Origin of the sequence: Labrenzia sp. PHM005 (assembly GCF_006517275.1) — a bacterium.
Classification (GTDB): domain Bacteria; phylum Pseudomonadota; class Alphaproteobacteria; order Rhizobiales; family Stappiaceae; genus Roseibium.
The window spans coordinates 3,889,494-3,908,856 of the sequence record NZ_CP041191.1 but is presented as its reverse complement, the minus strand read 5'-3'; the positions used below and the strand labels follow the sequence as shown (position 1 = coordinate 3,908,856).

Annotated in this window: 18 protein-coding genes; 7 read left to right on the top strand and 11 right to left on the bottom strand. The window is 54.0% G+C overall.

Annotated elements, in window-relative coordinates; translation table 11 throughout:
• Window positions 1-371 precede the first annotated feature (371 nt).
• Window positions 372-1,811, top strand: coding sequence for a DEAD/DEAH box helicase (locus FJ695_RS17705; protein ID WP_141186677.1), 1,440 nt, complete (start codon window positions 372-374; stop codon window positions 1,809-1,811).
• Between the two features lie 127 nt (window positions 1,812-1,938).
• Complete coding sequence (locus tag FJ695_RS17700; RefSeq protein ID WP_141186676.1) at window positions 1,939-2,988, top strand: GGDEF domain-containing protein; 1,050 nt, start codon at window positions 1,939-1,941, stop codon at window positions 2,986-2,988.
• A gap of 33 nt (window positions 2,989-3,021) precedes the next feature.
• Here the strand turns inward: FJ695_RS17700 and tenA are convergent, their stop codons facing one another.
• From tenA to FJ695_RS17660, 8 genes are all read right to left on the bottom strand, one after another.
• On the bottom strand, window positions 3,022-3,684 hold the full coding sequence (gene tenA, locus FJ695_RS17695) for a thiaminase II (protein ID WP_141186675.1): 663 nt from the start codon (window positions 3,682-3,684) through the stop codon (window positions 3,022-3,024).
• 30 nt (window positions 3,685-3,714) lie between these two features.
• On the bottom strand, window positions 3,715-4,068 hold the full coding sequence (gene sufA / locus FJ695_RS17690; RefSeq protein WP_247653674.1) for a Fe-S cluster assembly scaffold SufA: 354 nt from the start codon (window positions 4,066-4,068) through the stop codon (window positions 3,715-3,717).
• A 99-nt stretch (window positions 4,069-4,167) separates the two neighbouring features.
• Window positions 4,168-4,563 (bottom strand): SUF system Fe-S cluster assembly protein, encoded by a 396-nt coding sequence (locus FJ695_RS17685; RefSeq protein WP_141186674.1) that lies wholly within the window; start codon window positions 4,561-4,563, stop codon window positions 4,168-4,170.
• A gap of 12 nt (window positions 4,564-4,575) precedes the next feature.
• Window positions 4,576-5,832 (bottom strand): cysteine desulfurase, encoded by a 1,257-nt coding sequence (locus tag FJ695_RS17680; protein ID WP_141186673.1) that lies wholly within the window; start codon window positions 5,830-5,832, stop codon window positions 4,576-4,578.
• Window positions 5,833-5,868: 36 nt separating this feature from the next.
• Window positions 5,869-7,188, bottom strand: a complete 1,320-nt coding sequence (gene sufD / locus FJ695_RS17675) for a Fe-S cluster assembly protein SufD (protein WP_141186672.1) — start codon at window positions 7,186-7,188, stop codon at window positions 5,869-5,871.
• A gap of 16 nt (window positions 7,189-7,204) precedes the next feature.
• A complete protein-coding gene (gene sufC / locus FJ695_RS17670) occupies window positions 7,205-7,960 on the bottom strand; it encodes a Fe-S cluster assembly ATPase SufC (protein WP_141186671.1) in 756 nt (251 codons plus the stop codon).
• A gap of 62 nt (window positions 7,961-8,022) precedes the next feature.
• Window positions 8,023-9,495, bottom strand: coding sequence for a Fe-S cluster assembly protein SufB (gene sufB, locus FJ695_RS17665; protein WP_141186670.1), 1,473 nt, complete (start codon window positions 9,493-9,495; stop codon window positions 8,023-8,025).
• A gap of 113 nt (window positions 9,496-9,608) precedes the next feature.
• The gene (locus FJ695_RS17660) at window positions 9,609-10,778 is read right to left on the bottom strand and encodes a cysteine desulfurase family protein (protein ID WP_141186669.1); all 1,170 of its coding nucleotides are present in this window, start codon (window positions 10,776-10,778) and stop codon (window positions 9,609-9,611) included.
• A 282-nt stretch (window positions 10,779-11,060) separates the two neighbouring features.
• Between FJ695_RS17660 and FJ695_RS17655 the strand changes: the two genes are divergently transcribed.
• The 3 genes from FJ695_RS17655 (at window position 11,061) to FJ695_RS17645 (ending at window position 12,632) form a co-directional block, all read left to right on the top strand.
• Window positions 11,061-11,729: an alpha/beta hydrolase gene (locus FJ695_RS17655; RefSeq protein WP_141186668.1), complete on the top strand. Its 669-nt coding sequence runs from the start codon at window positions 11,061-11,063 to the stop codon at window positions 11,727-11,729.
• Window positions 11,683-12,288, top strand: a complete 606-nt coding sequence (locus FJ695_RS17650; RefSeq protein ID WP_141186667.1) for a GNAT family N-acetyltransferase — start codon at window positions 11,683-11,685, stop codon at window positions 12,286-12,288. The genes FJ695_RS17655 and FJ695_RS17650 overlap by 47 nt, the downstream gene beginning before the upstream one ends.
• Window positions 12,289-12,452: 164 nt before the next feature.
• A complete protein-coding gene (locus FJ695_RS17645; protein ID WP_141186666.1) occupies window positions 12,453-12,632 on the top strand; it encodes a hypothetical protein in 180 nt (59 codons plus the stop codon).
• Between the two features lie 340 nt (window positions 12,633-12,972).
• On the opposite strand, the gene FJ695_RS17640 is transcribed toward FJ695_RS17645, so the two are convergent.
• Together FJ695_RS17640 and FJ695_RS17635 are read right to left on the bottom strand one after the other, a co-directional pair.
• Window positions 12,973-13,530 (bottom strand): DUF2155 domain-containing protein, encoded by a 558-nt coding sequence (locus FJ695_RS17640; RefSeq protein WP_168206406.1) that lies wholly within the window; start codon window positions 13,528-13,530, stop codon window positions 12,973-12,975.
• Window positions 13,531-13,656: 126 nt separating this feature from the next.
• Entirely contained in the window at window positions 13,657-16,587 is a 2,931-nt protein-coding gene (locus tag FJ695_RS17635; protein ID WP_141186665.1) for a valine--tRNA ligase, read from the bottom strand.
• Between the two features lie 422 nt (window positions 16,588-17,009).
• Between FJ695_RS17635 and FJ695_RS17630 the strand changes: the two genes are divergently transcribed.
• Both FJ695_RS17630 and FJ695_RS17625 read left to right on the top strand, forming a co-directional pair.
• Window positions 17,010-17,786, top strand: a complete 777-nt coding sequence (locus FJ695_RS17630; RefSeq protein ID WP_141186664.1) for a hypothetical protein — start codon at window positions 17,010-17,012, stop codon at window positions 17,784-17,786.
• A 269-nt stretch (window positions 17,787-18,055) separates the two neighbouring features.
• Window positions 18,056-18,508, top strand: coding sequence for a DUF1284 domain-containing protein (locus tag FJ695_RS17625; RefSeq protein WP_141186663.1), 453 nt, complete (start codon window positions 18,056-18,058; stop codon window positions 18,506-18,508).
• On the opposite strand, the gene FJ695_RS17620 is transcribed toward FJ695_RS17625, so the two are convergent.
• The gene (locus tag FJ695_RS17620) at window positions 18,505-19,293 is read right to left on the bottom strand and encodes a PopZ family protein (RefSeq protein ID WP_141186662.1); all 789 of its coding nucleotides are present in this window, start codon (window positions 19,291-19,293) and stop codon (window positions 18,505-18,507) included. The genes FJ695_RS17625 and FJ695_RS17620 overlap by 4 nt on opposite strands.
• Window positions 19,294-19,363 lie beyond the last annotated feature (70 nt).

The following is a 19,363-nucleotide window of genomic DNA, read 5'->3' as shown; positions in this document are numbered from 1 at the left end:
TTTTCTGGGAAACGGAAGCATCACGCTTAGCGCTAAAATCTGTGATTTCAAAATGCGGAAACCGATTTCAATCAAACGCCATTTACACTAGCCGGACCTCCACACGCTTTGGGTTTTGAAATTAGTGAATACGCTAATATTAAGTCATTTGAGTACTTTCACTGATCGTGGAAGCCGCATTTTAAGGCAAATTAAGAAAGCCTATTAACTGAGATGGCAAAACACGCGCAGAAATACTGAACATTTCTAACATTTAACCTCGCCAATGCATTGACTTGGAAGCGAACAAATGTAGTGTGTGCGCACATCGGCGTAGGGTGGCTCGAGATGAGCTGCGGCCTTTACATCACAACATTCGGGCAAAGTGCTCCATGTCATTTAATACTCTCGGTCTGAGCGAGAAGGTCCTCGCTGCAGTTGATGCGGCAGGTTATAAAGATCCAACAGCCATTCAAGCAGGTGCGATCCCGCAAGTTCTTGAACGCAGGGACGTTCTTGGCATCGCCCAGACGGGAACCGGCAAGACGGCGAGTTTCACTTTGCCGATGTTGACGCTCTTGGAAAAAGGCCGGGCCCGTGCACGGATGCCGCGCACTCTGATCTTGGAGCCGACCCGCGAGCTGGCTGCTCAGGTCGAAGAGAATTTCGAGAAATACGGCACCAACCACAAGCTCAACGTTGCGCTTTTGATCGGTGGCGTCTCTTTTGCCGACCAGGATAAGAAGCTTGACCGGGGCACCGATGTCTTGATCGCTACACCTGGTCGCCTGCTCGACCATTTCGAACGCGGAAAACTGCTTCTGCAGGGCGTCGAGATTCTGGTGATCGATGAAGCCGACCGGATGCTCGACATGGGCTTCATTCCGGACATTGAGCGGATCTGCAAACTGATCCCGTTTACCCGCCAAACTCTGTTCTTCTCGGCAACCATGCCGCCGGAAATTCAACGTTTGACGGAAACATTCCTGCAGAACCCAGCCCGCATTGAAGTTGCTCCAACATCTTCAACATCTGAGAACGTCGCTCAGCGGCTGAAAGCATCTGCCTCCAAAGACTACGATAAACGCGCCACGCTGCGCGAACTTCTGGAAGATGCTGAAGATCTGAAGAACGCGATCGTATTCTGCAACCGCAAACGCGATGTTTCGACGCTGTTCCGGTCCCTGGAGCGCCACGAATACAATGTTGGTGCGCTTCATGGCGACATGGATCAACGAACCCGTATGATGATGCTTGAGAATTTCCGTAAAGGGAACATCAAGCTATTGGTGGCCAGTGACGTCGCGGCCCGCGGGTTGGACATTCCGGAAGTCAGCCACGTCTTCAATTACGACATTCCGATCAATGCGGAAGATTACGTCCACCGGATTGGCCGCACCGGACGCGCCGGCCGTTCTGGCACTGCCTACACGCTTGTGACTGACAGCGACCAAAAATATCTGAAAGCAATTGAAGAGCTCACAAAGCAATCCATTGATTGGATTGGCGAATCAATTGACTTCGAAGCCGCTGCCAAAGAACGCAAAGCCAAGCGCCGCACTTCCAAAACGTCAAAAACGGCCTCGAGCAACGACAACGAAGCGGCAGAGGCTAAACCCGCCAAAAAACGGGGTCAATCCCGCCGCCGCAATGAGACAAGTTCCGCTGAAGAAGCGGTTGAAGTAAAGCCGTCAACTGCAGGAGTTTCCACCATTTCTCAGAAATCTACTTCCAAGAAATCCCGGTCCGATAAATCCGCCCCTGCTTTCAGCGAAGGTGTGCACATCCCAGCATTCTTGCTGCGCGAACCCCGGCCGAAAAAAGCATCCTAACTCTGGGATATTGGTGACTTTAACAGGAGATTTAACCCGACTTTAAACCTTACGTCAGATCTTAGAGGCTAAGAATTGAGGCCGTGTGGGGCGGTTAACAATTCAGCTTCTGAGCGAGAGTAATTTGATGTCGGACAAGGACGATCACAACAGGACCATCGGATATGGTGAGTCCGCGGTGGGGTATATCAGAAAAAACACCTTACCTGCCTATCCGAGATCGTACGAACTCTGGTACACGTACGCTGCCGGCTACAATCAAGGTCTCAACCGGGCTATCAACGAAACCATCAAGGAAAACGGACGTATCAGCACCGACGAGATGCTGTCACTTTATGGCCGTTTCCTGTCACCGACCCGCCTCGGCGACCGTTTGGATGACGTCGGCAACAAAGTTTCCCGCGAAGTTGAAGAAATCGTCGAAACTCTGAAACTCAGTGCGGATGCGACCTCAGACTACGGCAGTGCGCTTGAGCAGGCCGGTCTAAAAATTTCCAGCATCACAGACCCAGACAAGCTGAAACTTTATGTCACGCATTTGGTGAAGTCGACGCAAAATGCGGTCGCTTCGAATCGCAAGCTGGAGAGTCAGCTGCTTGAATCGAAGAAACACATCGAAAACTTGCAGTCGTCGCTTGAAGCGATCCGGTACGAGTCCTTGATTGACGAACTGACCACACTGAACAACCGCAAGCATTTCGACAACTCGCTTGAAAAGGTCATTCGCAATTCGGAAGAAAGCCGCCGCGGTTTCTGCCTTCTGATGACTGATATCGATCATTTCAAGAAGTTCAACGACACCTATGGCCACCAAACAGGTGATCAGGTTCTCCGTCTTGTTGCCTTGTCGGTCAAACAGAATATCAAAAGCCAGGACATAGCCTGCCGGTATGGTGGTGAAGAATTCGCGATTATCCTGCCGCACACCGAATTGGATCAGGCGGTCGAGATTGCTGAGAAAATCCGGGCAGCGGTTATGGCCAAGGAGTTGGTCAAACGTTCAACCGGTGAGAATCTCGGACGCGTTACCATCTCAGCAGGCGTTGCCGCTTTTGGTCAGAACGATTCTGCCCATTCCATAATTGCCCGCGCGGATGAGGCGATGTATGCAGCCAAAAACGCCGGCCGCAACCTTGTCCGTACTGAAAAAGATCTTCAGCAGGAAAACGTCGCCTGATGTGAAGCGACGCTGTTTTTTTATACTTTCAGACTATTTGACGGCATCTAGCCCCATTTGCCAAAAACCGGATTCTAGGCGGCTGGCTTTTTCAAAGAGAGACGACAAACGCGGATAGCGGGCTTTGGTCAGATAGACCTCGGCGGTCTTATCCATCCATTCAGCAAATCCTTGCGCCAATTCCTGGTACTCGTCGCTGCCGTATTCGTTGATCCAGCGCGTATAGGGATTGTCTTCTGTCTCTGAACCTTTGTTTTTCAGCGCTGCACCAATTTCCGCATATCCAATAATGCAGGGCGCCAGCGCGGCTTGCAGATCCAGCAAATCCCCTGCCATGCCCGCATCCAACACAAACCGTGTGTAGGCCATTGTCGGCGTGTCTTCCGGCGCGCTTTCTATGTCCGAGCGCGACATGCCCCAGGATCCGCACAGTTCCAAATGAAGATCCAGCTCCACATCAAGGATGGCTTTGACACCTTCCAGCGATTGCCTCATGTCGTCAACAGTTGGGCTCTTGTAGATGCCGAGCGCGTAAGCTCGGGCAAATTGGATCAAAAACAGGTAATCCTGCACCAGATAATGTTTGAAAGCCTCTAGGGGCAATTCGCCTGTGCCAAGTTGCTGGACAAACGAATGATCGACATAGTCGGCCCATTGCGGAGCCGCGTCGGCTTTCAGCCGCTCAAAAAGTTTCACGTTGCCACCTTCGGGAAAGATAATAGAGGGTCAGGATCTCGCGTGGACACTGAGGTCGGCAGCCTGCAAAGACACCGATTCACCACAGCCGCAGGCGGAGACTTCATTTGGATTTTTGAAGACGAATCCGGACCGGAATTTGGTCACTTCGAAATCCATTTCCGTACCGAGCAGAAACAGAACAGCAGACGGATCGACAAAGATCTTGGCGCCCTTGTCCTCAATCACATCGTCGCCTGGCTTGGCTTCTTCCACCAAATCCATGGCGTATTCCATGCCGGCACAGCCGCCTTTTTTGATTCCCACGCGCAAGCCGAGCGCTGGCTTATCGGAATTATCGACAAGCTCGTTTACCCGCTCAGCCGCGGCATCGGTCAATGTCATAACCTGGAATTTTCCGGCAGACGCCATCATATCCTCACAGCTGTTCGCGATCAGAGAACTTGATATAGGAACTCAGCTTAAGATTCCAAAGTAAAGAACTCAATACCAGTTGAGCGCAACTTTGGCTTCATCGGACATGCGGTCCGGCGTCCACGGCGGATCAAACACCATATCGACATTCACAGGACCAACGCCGGCCACGGAAGCGACTGCGTTTTCCACCCAGCCCGGCATTTCGCCCGCGACCGGACATCCTGGAGCCGTCAGCGTCATGTCGATGTTGATCGAGCGGTCGTCCTCGATATCAACCTTGTAAATCAGGCCGAGTTCATAGATATCGCAAGGAATTTCGGGATCATAGACCGTCTTGATCGCGCTGATGATGTCAGTGGTCAGCTGCTCCAGCTCTGCCGTGGGAATCGCACTTGCAGACGGAACGTCCGCCTTCAGTTCCGTGCTGTCCGCAGCTGTGTCGATGGTGTTGGCGTTTTCCATTGACGTCCGTCCTTACCCGAAAAAACTCTGGGCCTTCAATAAGGCCTCATAAAGCGCGTCGACTTCATCGCGCGTGTTGTACATGCCAAAGCTTGCCCGGCATGTAGAGGTTACACCGTATTTTGCCAAGAGGGGCTGGGCACAATGTGTTCCCGCGCGCACCGCGACACCCGACCGGTCGATGATCGTCGACACATCATGGGCATGCGCGCCTTCAATCTCGAAGGAGATAATTGCCCCCTTCCCTGGTGCATCGCCGAAAATGCGCAAGGAGTTGATCTGCCGCAGCTTTTCATGGGCATAGACTTTCAGGTCCTCTTCATGGCGCGCGATGTTTTCACGGCCAATCGAATCCATGTAGTCCAATGCGGCTCCTAGGCCGATGGCCTGCACGATCGGCGGTGTGCCGGCCTCAAACCGATGCGGCGGGGCATTGTAGGTGACGTTGTCCTCGGTCACATCAAGGATCATCTCGCCGCCGCCCTGAAACGGCCGCAGAGCCTCCAGACGTTCTTTCTTTCCGTAAAGAGCGCCAATGCCAGATGGGCCATACACTTTGTGGCCGGTAAAGACATAGTAGTCGCAGTCAATGTCTTGAACATCGACCGGCATGTGAACCGCCGATTGACTGCCATCGACAAGAACCGGGATGCCGCGTTCATGGGCAATCCGGCAGACTTCCTTGACCGGAACAACCGTGCCCAAAACGTTGGACATATGGGTGATCGCAACCAGCTTGGTCCGCTCAGTAAGCGCGCTTTCGAAGGCCTCCAGATCGAAGGATCCGTCTTCGCGCACATAAACCCACTTCAACTTCGCGCCGTGCCTTTCTCGGTGGAAGTGCCACGGCACAATGTTGGAATGGTGTTCCATGATGGACAGAACGATCTCGTCGCCCTCATCAAAGAACTTACCGCCCAAACCATAGGCAACCAGATTGATGGCTTCAGTGGTGCCTTTGGTGAAAACGATGTTGTCGGTCGATTCCGCGTTCAAAAAACGCCGGACCTTTTCCCGGGCCGCTTCATAATTGTCGGTCGCCGTGTTGGACAAGTAATGCAGGCCGCGGTGCACATTGGCATATTCATGCGAATACGCATGCGTCACCGCATCTATCACCGCCTGAGGCTTTTGCGCCGACGCGCCGTTGTCCAAATAGACCAGTGGCTTGCCATAAACCTCTCGCGAGAGGATCGGAAAGTCCTTTCGGATCGCTTCAACGTCGTAAGACGCCGGTGTAATGGTCTCAGTAGCGGTTGCGACCGTCATGCGGCGCTGCTCCTTGTTCAATCAGCTTTTCGACAATCAGTGACCAGCAAGCCAGTCGCGCACCCGCGCTTCCAGGCCCTCCGTCACATCGTCTTCGCCATATTCTTCAATCGCTTCCGACAAGAACGCCAAAACCAAAAGGGTTTTTGCCTCGTCTTCCGGAATGCCCCGAGCACGTAGATAAAACAGCAGGTCTTCGTCAATTTGACCGCTGGTCGCACCATGGGCACACAGAACATCGTCGGCAAAGATTTCCAGTTCCGGCTTATTCGCCATCTCCGCTTCCTCTGAGAGGAGCAGAGCCTGCGTCATCATTTCACCATCGGTCTTCTGGGCATGCTGAGCCACATTGATCCGGCCTTGATAAACGCCCCGCGCCCGGCCATCGAGAACGGTTTTGAAGAACTCACGGCTGTTACAATGCGGGACAGCATGATCGACAATCAGGGTCTGGTCAGCCAGATCCTCGCCGCCAGCCATGGAGACACCATAGATCTTGGCTTCGGAGTTTTCGCCAGTGAAGTTGACGAACTGCTGATTGCGGACAAACCGCGGACCGGCGATGAAGCCAAGCGATTTGAACTCCGCATCCGCGCCAAGTGTCGCGATACTTGTGTAAAGATGCGCGGCGTCGGATTTGCCAGCGATCACGCGGGTTGCTGCAAGCTGAGCATTGTCGGCGACGGAATAATCGAAAACAGTATTGATTTCGCCGTTCCCTGTGTCCCCGGTGAAGCTTTCCAGCAGATGGAGTTTTGCGCCCTTGCCGACCACCACCTTGTTACGGACAGCTTGCGCACCGGATGCCGTTGCCAGTTGGATCAGTTCCACCGGTTTGGACACTTCCGCGCCATCCTTGACGGTCAGGATTACGCCGCCCTGAACAAAGGCCGTGTTGAGGGCAACAACACCATCGCTTGCTCCGGTCTTCGGAAAGGAAAGCGCCTGCGCGCCCTCTTCCCCAGCCAAGAAATCGGCCATGTTGCTTACGGTAACACCTTCACCTGCCAGAGCCTCTGCATCAGACAGCGCGGGGAGATAGGATCCGTTTGCCAAAACAATCTTGTAACGGTCCAGATCGGCAAAGGTCTCCAGGAAATTCAGAGCATTTTGGGCGTCAGATTGTTCGGTCCCGGCTGCCAGAGGAGCCGCGGATTTCATAAATGCCCGCAAATCAGAGTATTTATATTCTTCCACCCGCCGGTGCGGCAGGCCCTTGTCGCGGATTTGGCTAAGCGCGCCCTCACGCAGAGCCGCAACGGCGACCGAGCCTGGAAGGGCATCCTTCGCAGCCTCAAACCGTGCAATCAGATCGGTTTCAGCCTGGGTGTTCTTGATGGGAACAGTCGCGTTCATCTCGCTCTAAACTCCCTTAAGCGGCCGTATCGATGTAATCGGCGTAACCGTTTTTCTCCAGCTCAAGCGCCAGGTCTTTATCGCCCGTTTTCACGATCTTGCCTTTGGATAAAACGTGGACAACATCGGGGACAATGTGATCGAGAAGACGCTGGTAGTGGGTGATCACAACCATGGCCCGTTCAGGAGACCGCAGTTTGTTGACGCCTTCCGACACGATCCGCAGGGCATCGATGTCCAAACCGGAGTCGGTCTCGTCCAGCACACAGAGTTTCGGCTCCAGCAGAGACATCTGCAGGATCTCGGCCCGCTTCTTTTCGCCGCCGGAGAAACCGACATTCAGCGGGCGCTTCAGCATATCCATGGAAACGTTCAGGTAGTTTGCCGCTTCCTTGACGCGCTTCATGAAGTCCGGAATTGACAACTTGTCTTCGCCGCGCGCTACGCGCTGTGCATTCATGGCTGTCTTTAGGAATTCCATGGTGGCAACACCCGGAATTTCGATCGGGTATTGGAATGCCAGGAACATGCCGGCTGCAGCCCGCTCATCCGGCTCCATCTCGAGCATGTTTTCACCGTTGAACAGGATCTCTCCCTCGGTGACTTCATAGTCGTCCTTGCCGGCCAGAATGTAAGACAGCGTCGACTTGCCGGATCCGTTCGGGCCCATAATGGCATGAACTTCGCCGGCGTTGATCGTCAGATCAATGCCGCGCAGGATTTCCGTTTCATCTTCCGCGATGCGCGCGTGCAGGTTTTTGATCTCAAGCATTGAGATGTGTCCTTGTAATACGTTGGGCAATCGCCCGAATAGTCATTCAAATAGTGGAGCGATTACCCCACAGACCCTTCCAGGCTGATCGAGATCAGTTTCTGAGCTTCCACGGCAAATTCCATCGGCAGCTGCTGGATGACGTCCTTGACGAAGCCATTGACGATAAGGGCGACTGCCTCTTCCTCGTTCATCCCGCGCTGCAGGCAATAGAACATCTGGTCGTCCGAAATCTTTGAGGTGGTCGCCTCGTGTTCGAACTGGGCAGATGCGTTTTTGCTCTCGATATAAGGCACCGTATGCGCGCCGCACTCCTGGCCGATCAGCAGAGAGTCACACTGCGTGAAGTTCCGCGCATGTGATGCCTTGCGGTGCGCGGAAATCAGACCCCGGTAGGTGTTTTCCGATTTACCGGCGGAAATGCCCTTTGAAATCACCCGGCTCGATGTGTTCTTGCCGAGGTGGATCATCTTGGTGCCCGAGTCGATCTGCTGGTGACCGTTAGACACCGCAATCGAATAAAACTCTCCGCGCGAACCATCGCCGCGCAGGATGCAGGACGGATATTTCCAGGTGATCGCCGATCCAGTCTCAACCTGGGTCCAGGAAATCTTGGAATTCTTGCCCCGGCAATCGCCACGCTTGGTGACGAAGTTGTAGATGCCGCCCTTGCCTTCGCTATCGCCCGGATACCAATTCTGGACGGTGGAGTATTTAATCTCCGCATCGTCCAGGGCAATCAGCTCAACGACCGCGGCGTGCAGCTGGTTTTCATCGCGCTGTGGTGCCGTGCAGCCTTCCAGATAGGAAACGTAGGATCCTTTGTCGGCGATAATCAGCGTGCGCTCGAACTGGCCGGTATTCTGCTCGTTGATCCGGAAATAAGTCGACAGCTCCATCGGGCAGCGCACGCCCTCGGGAATATAGACGAAGGACCCATCGGAGAAGACAGCCGAGTTCAGCGTCGCATAATAATTGTCGGTGACCGGAACCACGGAGCCGATGTATTTTTTCACCAGGTCCGGATACTCACGCATGGCCTCAGAGATAGAACAGAAGATGACGCCGGCCTTCTTCAGCTCTTCCTTGAAGGTCGTCACAACGGAGACGGAATCAAAGACGGCATCCACAGCCACCCGGTTTTCCGGGGCAACACCTGCCAGAATTTCCTGCTCTTGCAGCGGAATACCGAGCTTTTCATAGGTTGCCAGAAGCTCCGGATCGACTTCATCCAGGCTCTTCGGACCTTCGACGGATTTCGGCGCGGCCCAATAATAAAGATCGTCAAAATCGATCTTGGGATAGGAAACACGGGCCCAGCTCGGCTCTTCCATCTGTTGGAACCGGCGCAGCGCATCAAGACGCCATTCCGTCATCCATTCCGGTTCGTCCTTTTTGGCGGACAAAAACCGGATGGTTTCTTCAGAAAGACCCTTTGCGCCTTTTTCGGACTCAATGTCCGTCACAAAGCCGTATTTATACTGGTCAACATCGATGGCTTTCACCTGTTCGATGGTTTCCTGTACAGCTGGCATCGCTTGCCTCCAATTGGCGGACCTTTTGTCCGCAGCTTCCTAACTCATTCGCCTCGCCCAAACGCATGGACAGAAGCCATTTCGGTCAGCGGCGCACCGCTGAAATTCACTTTTTAAGCAGCCTGGTGCCGCGCCTCCGGATTCAACCGGTCGACAATCTTCGGCCAGATCTCCAGGAATCGCGCCACATCTGCTTCACTGGTGTCCCAGCCCATGCTGATCCGTAGCGCGCAACGGGCGGTCTCTTCGTCCACATTCATGGCCGTCAGAACATGTGACACAGAGACTTTGCCCGAAGAACAGGCTGACCCCGACGACAGTGATACGCGCTCAAGGTCAAAAGCGATCAGTGCTGTTTCAGCAGAAATGCCGTGAACTGCGAAACAAACCGTGTTGGCGAGCCGATCTGCGCCCTCTCCGAAGATGATTGTTTGCGGGCAAACAGCGCGCAAGCCCTCTTCCAGCCTCGTCCTCAGATGCAGGAGATGGCGTGTTTCGGCCGCTTCCTCAAGGGCTGAAATTGCCGCAGCGCCAAATCCAGAAATGGCAGCGACATTTTCCGTTCCGCCGCGGCGCCAATTCTCCTGACCACCGCCGACCATTAGCGGAGCCGGAACCCGGGCCGTTGAGCGGACGACAACGGCACCAATGCCTTGCGGACCACCGAATTTATGTGCCGACAGGGTGATGACATCTGCCTGCCAAGCTTCCACATCAATCGGCATCCGGCCGGCAGCTTGGACCGCGTCGACATGGAAGAAATGGCCATATTGTTGTGCAAGCGCGCCAATGTCTGAGAGCGGCTGAACAACCCCGGTCTCATTGTTGGCAGCCATGACAGAAATCAGACTTGGATCGACGTCTTTGATCAGCTCTTCAAGCGCTTCCAGACGGACCACACCCTTTTCATCAACGGGAACAACCACCTGGTCAACGACCGGAAACCGTCCGCCCGTCACAACGGAAGGATGTTCAATCGCACTACGAAACAGTTTATCCAGGTAAACCGGTGCACCTTGGTCCTGCCATGCAGGCGTCAATGCCGTCATGTTGGCCTCTGTGCCGCCGGAGACAAATGTCACCGCACGGGTTTTGGAACCGCATAAACGTGCAACCGCGTCTCTGGCTTCTTCGATTTTGCCACGCGCTTTCCGGCCGTGTGTATGCACAGACGATGCGTTTCCAGCCTCCTGCAATGCCGCGATCATGGCCTCGCGCACCACCGGGCGCAGCGGCGCACCAGCGTTGTGATCGAGATAGATCGGGTCAAATTGGCGCGGCATGACACCTCAAACGCGAAACAGGACACAGAGTTCGGTCCGAAAATCACATCTTTTCCAATCACATGTCCGAAAAACTTGATATTTTCCGCTGTGATGACGATAACAGCGTCAACGGTCGAACCGAGTGTTGCTGTTTTGGTGATGCGAACTTTCGAATAATTCTAAACAGGGTTCTAGAAACTTGGAGCCAAAGAGTCAAGTTTTAGACTTAGGAAAACCACGTAGACGGTCCCTCCCCGCAGCCATCCGGCTACGGATAAAAACAAAAGGATAAATCGCTTCATGCCTGAGGTGATCTTTAACGGTCCCGCTGGCCGGCTGGAAGGCCGGTTTCATCCCGCAAAAAAGCGCAACGCCCCCATCGCTCTGGTCCTGCATCTGCATCCCCAGTTTGGCGGCACGATGAACAACCAGATTGTTTATCAAATGTACTACATGTTCGCGAAACGCGGATTTGCCGTGTTGCGCTTCAATTTCCGCGGCGTCGGCCGGTCTCAAGGGTCATTCGACCACGGTCAGGGCGAATTGTCTGATGCCGCAGCAGCGCTGGATTGGGTGCAGACAGTCCATCCGGATGCGCGGGCCTGCTGGATCGCCGGTTTCTCCTTTGGTGCCTGGATCGGCATGCAGCTCCTGATGCGCCGCCCGGAAGTCGAGGGGTTCATCTCCGTTGCCCCGCCGGCCAACCTGCATGACTTCTCGTTTTTGGCCCCCTGCCCGTCTTCGGGCCTGATCATTCATGGCGATCAGGACAAGGTCGTGCCGCAGAAAGACGTCCAGACGCTGGTCGATAAATTGAAAACCCAAAAGGGAATCATCATCGATCATCAGACGATTCCGGGTGCCAACCACTTCTTTGAAAACGACATGGACACGCTGATCGGCAATTGCGGCGATTATGTCGATGGCCGCCTTGGCCTCGGCCCGGAAGATTACGTCGACATCGACTGACTTTCTGGAACCATCAAAATACAAGGCCCGCCACTCGGCGGGCTTTTTTGTTTCCCAATGGCAGAAAGGCATCGAAGTGACCAAACCCGATAGCGCCCTCTCAATCCGTGCGGCCAAATCGTATGATTTTTCCGGCCTTACAGAGCTCTACCAACACCTGATTGGTGACGACCTGCCAGCAACGGAAGAGATACAAGCAAAAACCTTCGAAACGATACTGCGCCATCCAGGCATGACGATACTGATTGGGTGTCTTGGTGACGTGCCTGTCACCACCTGTACCTTGATCGTCGTTCCCAATTTCACCCGTGGCTGCGCGCCCTATGCATTGATCGAAAATGTGGTCACGCATCGCGACCATCGTGGGCGGGGCTACGGCGAACAGGTGCTCAAAGCCGCTTCTGACTCGGCTTGGGACGCCGGGTGCTACAAGATAATGCTGCTATCGGGGATCCAAAACACCGCTGCACACCGGTTCTACGAACGCATCGGGTTTTCAGCGACCAAACAGGGATTTGAGCTGCGCGCGCCCGGATATCCGGCCCGAACCCTTACTTGATCCTGACGTTAATCATCGATCATTCCGGACCATTCACGGCAAATGAACTCTAGGCAGTGCCTCTTAACTGCAAAGGCGGTCAGTGACCACACAGTTAAAATATTTTATGTATATACATTGCATATCGTTTTTATATGCACTAGCTGTATTGAAGCGAGGTTGAAATGGGTGAAAAACAAAAAAAGACAAAGAAGTCCAAGAAGGACAGTCAATTGGTCATCCGCATTAGCAGCGATGAACGGGACCGGTTTGTTGAGCTATGTGATGAACTGGATACCAGCGCTGCCCGGGAGATCCGCGGCTTTATCCGGGACTTTCTTCAAAAGAACCAATCCACTGATTAACGCCTCGTTCGAACACCTCATGAACCAGGAGATATTTGATGTCTAAAAAATCCAAAATCAAAGAACTGAAAAAAGAAGTCAAAGTCCGCAAGGCCAAGGTCGCCAAGCAGGAAAGCAAGCTGAAAGCGGCCAAAAAAGCTCTGAAAAAGGCAGCCTAAGGACCGAGGCAGCACGCCTCACTTATTAGCCCGCCGCGATTGTTTGCATTCTCCAGAAACAGACCGATTCAAAGACAGCAAAAGCACTTGAATTTGTGTCTAGGGGCAAATCCATCGCGGCGCGCTAAACACGCTCTGACGTCTCAGCATTCAAGGGCATAACAGGAAGAGCTGAATTCCGCTTATCCTTGGAAGGGTTTTGCACGCGGAATACCTGGGCCTGAGTCCACTCCATCGTCCGGACCTGCAAGCGGGTCTTCCCCTTCAGCAACAACACCCTTGATCGGCGGGCCGTCATAGTCTTCCGGCGGCGGCACTTTTGAAGCCAGATTGCAGTCGGTCAGCCAGATGTCATAGACGGGGTGCTCAACCGCATGAAGACCGGGGCTAGCTGCGTACATCCAGCCGGAAAAAATCCGTCGGACTTCATTGTTGAGCGTGATTTCGTCAACTTGGACAAAGCCGGTTGTCAGGGGCGATTCCGTTTGCGGGCGGGTGTAACACACACGCGGGGTCACTTGCAGCGCACCAAATTGCACTGTCTCGCCGATATAGACATCGAAATTGATGATCCGGCCGGTGATCTTATCAAGACCGGAAAACACGGCGACAGGGTTTTTGATTTTTTCCGTATGCTCCTGAGCGAAAGTTGACTGCGGCGTTACTCCCGCCAACACACTCCCAAGAACAAGCGCAGCACGTGCCGCCTGATTTCGAAATTCAAAAAACACTTGGGCCATCAGCTCCAAACAGATTCGCAAGTCCAAACATATCCCTGCCGGTAGCTGCGGCGCTAGCATCGAAATGCGGCCCGGACGCGGCAAGGCCTGTGTCCGGGCATAGTATCCAACGATATTTGGAAAAAGTTAGCCGATTTCGGCGAGACGACTCAAAGCGACTTGGATTTTTTCAAGTTTTGCCTTGGCCTCACTTACCTTCTCCTTTTCGCCGTCAACCACCTCTTGCGGCGCCTTTTCAACGAATTTCGGATTTCCGAGTTTTTTCTCGATCTTGGTGATCTCGCCTTCGAGCTTGCCGGCGTCTTTGGTCAGACGGGCCTTTTCCGCACCGAGATCGATGACACCTGCAAGCGGCAGGCACACGGTTGCCTCACCGACGATGATCTGTGCCGATCCAGCCGGAGCTGCATCTGCCAGTGAAACATCTTCAGCGCGTGCGAGGCGCTGGATCGCAGATTCGTGAGTGGCGATCCGGCCTTTAGTTTGATCATTCGCGCCAACAACAACCAGCTGGACCTTTGCGCCTGCCGGAATGTTCATTTCAGCGCGGACCGAGCGAATTTCGGAGATGAGATCGACAAGCCAGTTGATCTCGCCTGCAGCTGCATCATCAGAAACGTTGGCATGCGGCCATTCGGTGAGCATCAGGAGCTTGTCAGCCTTGACGCCTTCGTCGCCCAGACGCTCCCAAAGTTCTTCGGTCAGAAACGGCATGAACGGATGCAGGACCTTCAGGATCTCATCGATTGCCCAAGCGGCGGTTGCCCGGGTCTCGGCTTTAGCGGCTTCATCATCGCCGTTGAAGATCGGCTTCGCCAGCTCCAGGAACCAATCACAGAAGGTGTTCCAAGTGAACTTGTAGACAGCGCCTGAGGCATCATTAAACCGGTAGTCTTCAAGCGCAGCGGTCACTTCAGCGACACACTTGCCCATTTCCGTTGCAATCCAACGGTTGAGGGTGTGTTTTGCCGCCGACGGATCGAAGCCCTCAACACGGGCACAGCCGTTCATCTCCGCAAACCGGGCAGCGTTCCAGAGTTTGGTCGCAAAGCGCTGACCGCCTTCGGCTGCTTGGTCAGACATCCGCAGTGTCCGCCGGCCCTGAACTTCCTGGCTCGCCAGGGCGTACCGTGTGGCATCGGCGCCATAGGCGTCGAACAGGTCCAACGGGTCGAGGACATTGCCCAAGGACTTGGACATCTTCTTCCCGTTTTTATCGACAACAATCGAATTGATGTAGACGGTGTGGAACGGCACTTCCTTCATGAAGTGGATGCCCTGCATCATCATCCGGGCAACCCAGAAAAAGATGATGTCAAAACCGGTGATCAGAACATCGGTCTTGTAATAGCGCTCCAGTTCCGGTGTCTTGTGCGGCCAGCCGAGCGTGGAAAATGGCCATAGCGCAGACGAGAACCAAGTGTCGAGAACGTCTTCGTCGCGGGTCAAAGTTTTGCCGCCGGCCATCTCGACAGCTTCTTCTTCGCTCATTGCGCAGAATTCATTGCCGTCTTCGTCGTACCAAACCGGGATCTGGTGACCCCACCACAACTGGCGGGAAATACACCACGGCTGAATGTCATTCAGCCAGTTGTAGTAAGTCTTGTCCCAGTTTCCCGGAACAAACTTCGTGTCACCATCCTGAACGGCTTTCAGCGCCGGTTCGGCCAGGGTCTTGGCATCAACGAACCACTGGTCGGTCAGCATTGGCTCGATGACAACTTTCGAGCGGTCGCCAAATGGCTGCATGATCTTTTTGGATTCGACCATCGGCAACTCGGCAAGACCTTCTTCGTCGTCGCCAAGCTTCCGGATTTTCGCCTTACCGTTGGTATCCCACTCCGGAGCCAGCCCCTTCATCCAGGCAACATCCGGATGATCAGAGGCAACAGTTACCGCCAAACCTTCAGCCGTGATCTGATCGATTACCCGCTTACGGGCCTCGAACCGGTCGAGACCACGCAAATCATCCGGAACAATGTTGATGAGATCAACTTCATTGATCGTCATCTCGGCGCCATCAATGATCGCCTGCGCCTTCTTGGCTTCTTCATCGTAGGGTGCACCGTCGGCCCGCATATGACCTTTGGTGTCCATCAGGCGGTACATCGGGATCTTGCCCCGGAGTGCGACCTGATAATCGTTGAAGTCGTGTGCACCAGTGATCTTCACCGCACCGGACCCGAAGTCCGGATCCGGATACTCATCAGTGATGATCGGGATCAGACGGCGGTGTTCCTTTGGTCCAACCGGAATTTCACAGAGCTTGCCGACGATCGGTTTGTAGCGCTCATCATCCGGATGAACAGCAACCGCACCATCGCCGAGCATGGTTTCCGGGCGGGTCGTGGCGATGGAAATGTAGTCGCGGGTTTCGCGGAGCGTGACGTTGCCGTCCTCGTCTTTTTCGACGTACTCGTAGGTTTCGCCACCAGCCAGCGGATACTTGAAGTGCCACATGTGGCCATCGACTTCGATGTTCTCAACTTCAAGATCGGAGATCGCAGTTTCGAATTTCGGGTCCCAGTTGACCAACCGTTTGGACTTGTAAATCAGGCCTTGCCGATACAGCTCGACAAAGACCTTCAAGACAGCGTCCGACAGGTTCGGCGACATGGTGAATTCGGTCCGGCTCCAATCGCAGGACGCGCCGAGACGTTTCAACTGGCCCAGGATCGTGCCTTCGGATTTCCGTTTCTGTTCCCAAACCCGTTCAACAAAGGCGTCGCGCCCCATCTCGCGCCGGCCTGGTTGTTGGCTCTCCATGAGCTCACGCTCAACAACCATCTGTGTCGCGATACCGGCGTGGTCCGTACCTGGTTGCCACAAGACGTCATAGCCCTGCATGCGCTTCCAGCGAACGAGGATGTCCTGCAGCGTGTTATTGAGTGCGTGCCCCATGTGAAGGGACCCCGTCACATTCGGCGGCGGAATTACGATGGTAAAGGCATCGGCACCCTCTTTGGCACCGGCTCCAGCCTTGAAGGCCTCCGCCTTTTCCCAGGTTTCGTAAATCCGCGGCTCAACGCTGGCCGCATCGTAGGTTTTATCCAGCATCAGGGTCACTCAAAGGGAGAGTTTTCAGAAAATCGTGAGCCCCCGTGTAAATCGGAAGCTGCCGCTCAAGTCAACCGCCTAACAAGGCTTACCCGGCAGGTTTCAGCGCTTCATTGATCGCTGCGCTAATTTGGTGAGCCGAACAGCCGATAATTAGATGTCCCCATATTCCATTCCGGTCATCCGAAGTTCTGACTAGGGGGTAAAAACAACAGCTATCCAAGATATGTCTCTATTTGATTGAATTAGGAATTGAGCAGCATTTTTCCGGTCTACTTTGACGACGACTAAATGGGTCAGAGACTTATAGGATGTTTTGGAAACACTTAAGAGCTCGATGGCTCCTTGCTTTTTCGCCTGCACTATTTGCGGCGGGAAGCGCACTTGCAAATGAACCGTTGGAAATCAAAATACCGCAACGGATGGCCATTCAAGACTACGTTGTGCCGCTGCTTGAGCTTGCCCTTTCCAAACAGAGCCGACCGTTCAATATCTCCTTTCCTGAAGGCACGAAAAACCTGACCGGCTCTCAGGTGATGGAAAAACTCGCGGATCCAGCAGATACCGAGTTCAACCTATATGCCGGTGGCACGTCCAAAGCGTATGAAAAAATAGCCATTCCCATTCGCGTTCCTCTGATGCGTGGACTGTTAGGGGCGCGCATTATTGCTATTCCGGCCGGAACTCAGCCCAAGTTTGCAAAGGTGAGAACAATTCGAGACTTGCAAAATATGACGTTTTTGCAAGGGATTGGCTGGGGCGATGTGGCCATCTTAGAAGGCGCTGGACTGACAGTAGAAACAGCCCGGAAAGATCGGCTTTACGGCCTACTGTCAAAATATCAGGGGGATGCGTTTCCCCGTGGTGCTGTCGAAATCCTGCCGGAGAAAGAGCAGCACTCTGATCTTACCTACGATATCGAAGACGAAATCGTCCTGGTCTACGATCGCTTTCCGTTCATCTTTTTCACCGGCAAGCATGACGCAGATCTTGCAAAAGCAATTACGAACGGGCTGGAAGCCGCTTATGCAGATGGGAGTTTCATCCGTTTTTTCCGGACACACCCAATGATTCAAAAGGCCTTTTCGGTCTTGCACTTGGATGACCGCCGCCCAATTCGGGTCGAGAATCCAAATCTAACGCCGGAAATGGCGGCAATCCCTACTCACTATTGGCATTATTTCCCGGGGATTCACTAACCCCCTACCTAACTCAACAATCTGGGACCGCGATGTTATTTGTCCGATGTCCCCTGCCTGTCCAGATTCTTGATCGAATCTGGCTACGATTTCCTTGGCAGGGATTTGTTGAAAATCAAGTGGATCGTTTGCCTTACGCATCATCTTCCAAATATCGGCAATGACCTGAAATACCCTCATTCCGCGGACCTCAGAAACCGTTATGACCAGGCCAAACTTGTATGGTTAAGGTCCTTTGTCGTGAGCGAATTTCCTGTCATAAAGCCGCTATGACTGTTCGTCTTCGTGCCCATCATCTGCTTTGCATGCTGACATTCGCTGGCAAGGGATACACTCCTGCTTTCGTCGCCAACTACACGGCCATCATCAAACGGCTAAATGCCGGGGAGAATATCGAACTGGTTGGTGGGCCTGACGAGATCTGCGAACCAATGCTGTGTGAAGCAGACTGTCATTGCCACAATGACAGTGTTTCTCAAAGAGATGTTGCGGCCGCTGCTGACATTGACGAGGTTCTTCCGGATGTAGATCTGACCGCTGCGACCTTTTCTCTTAGCAACAATGCGATCTCCCAGCTGCGCGCGCGGTTCAAAGACGGTTCGATTCGCAACGCTTGCATGGATTGCGAGTGGCACGGACTGTGTACGGATATCGCCCAAAACGAATTCAGGGGCTGCCATCTCTGGCCGCCCCTGAAAAACCATCTACCGATAGGCTCTTAGTCTCGTCTGCGGATGACCCGCTGAATTTCCTTCTTGACCATCTGTTCCACCATTGGCGGTAGGTTTTGGTCCAGCCAGGCTTTGAGCATCGGGCGCAGCATTTCGCGCACCATCTCTTCAATCGTCTGTGCCTGCGTGCTGATCAGCATATCGGAGAAATTGTCGAGCGCTGCATGAACCGCGCTCCCGGTCGCGGCCGACGTTAGCGGTCCTTCCGGTGCAACTCTCGGCAGCTCGTCCGGGATAGGTTTTGCATTTATAACTGGCGGCTCGGGCGCAGGCGCGGGTTCCGGCTCAAACAGTGCTTCGGGCTCCGGCGCCGGCTCAATTTCCACCTCAAAATCAGCAGCCGGCTCAGGATCTGGCGCAAAGGAAACATCACTATCAGGATGCGCAAGATCTTCGGCAAGCCCCTCGACCATTTCAAGATCGTCGCTTGGCTCGACTGCGAGTTCTTCAGTCAGTTCAAGGACGTCTTCGTCGTCTTCGGCGGGTTCACCTTCATCCTCTTCGGCATCAGCCATCATAGCCGCTGCCATGTCGTCCGCACCGTCGTCTTCAGCAACGTCGTCGTCGCCGTCCATGTCGAACAGCTTGTCGAGATCGTCTTGTGACATTTCCGAGGCGTCACCCATAGAATCCTCCGCCTCTGCTGCTACAGGGGTTTCATCACTGTCTGTATCACCGGAGTCTGCGCTCTGGGCGTCCTCATCGGATATGATCCGGCGGATCGATGCGAGGATTTCCTCCATCGACGGCTCTTCAGCCTTGCTCGCCTCTGCCATGACGTCCCCCGTACTTGTCGGCTACTCTACGCTCCAACCAGAAGTCCCCGGATGATTCGTTAAGGAAATT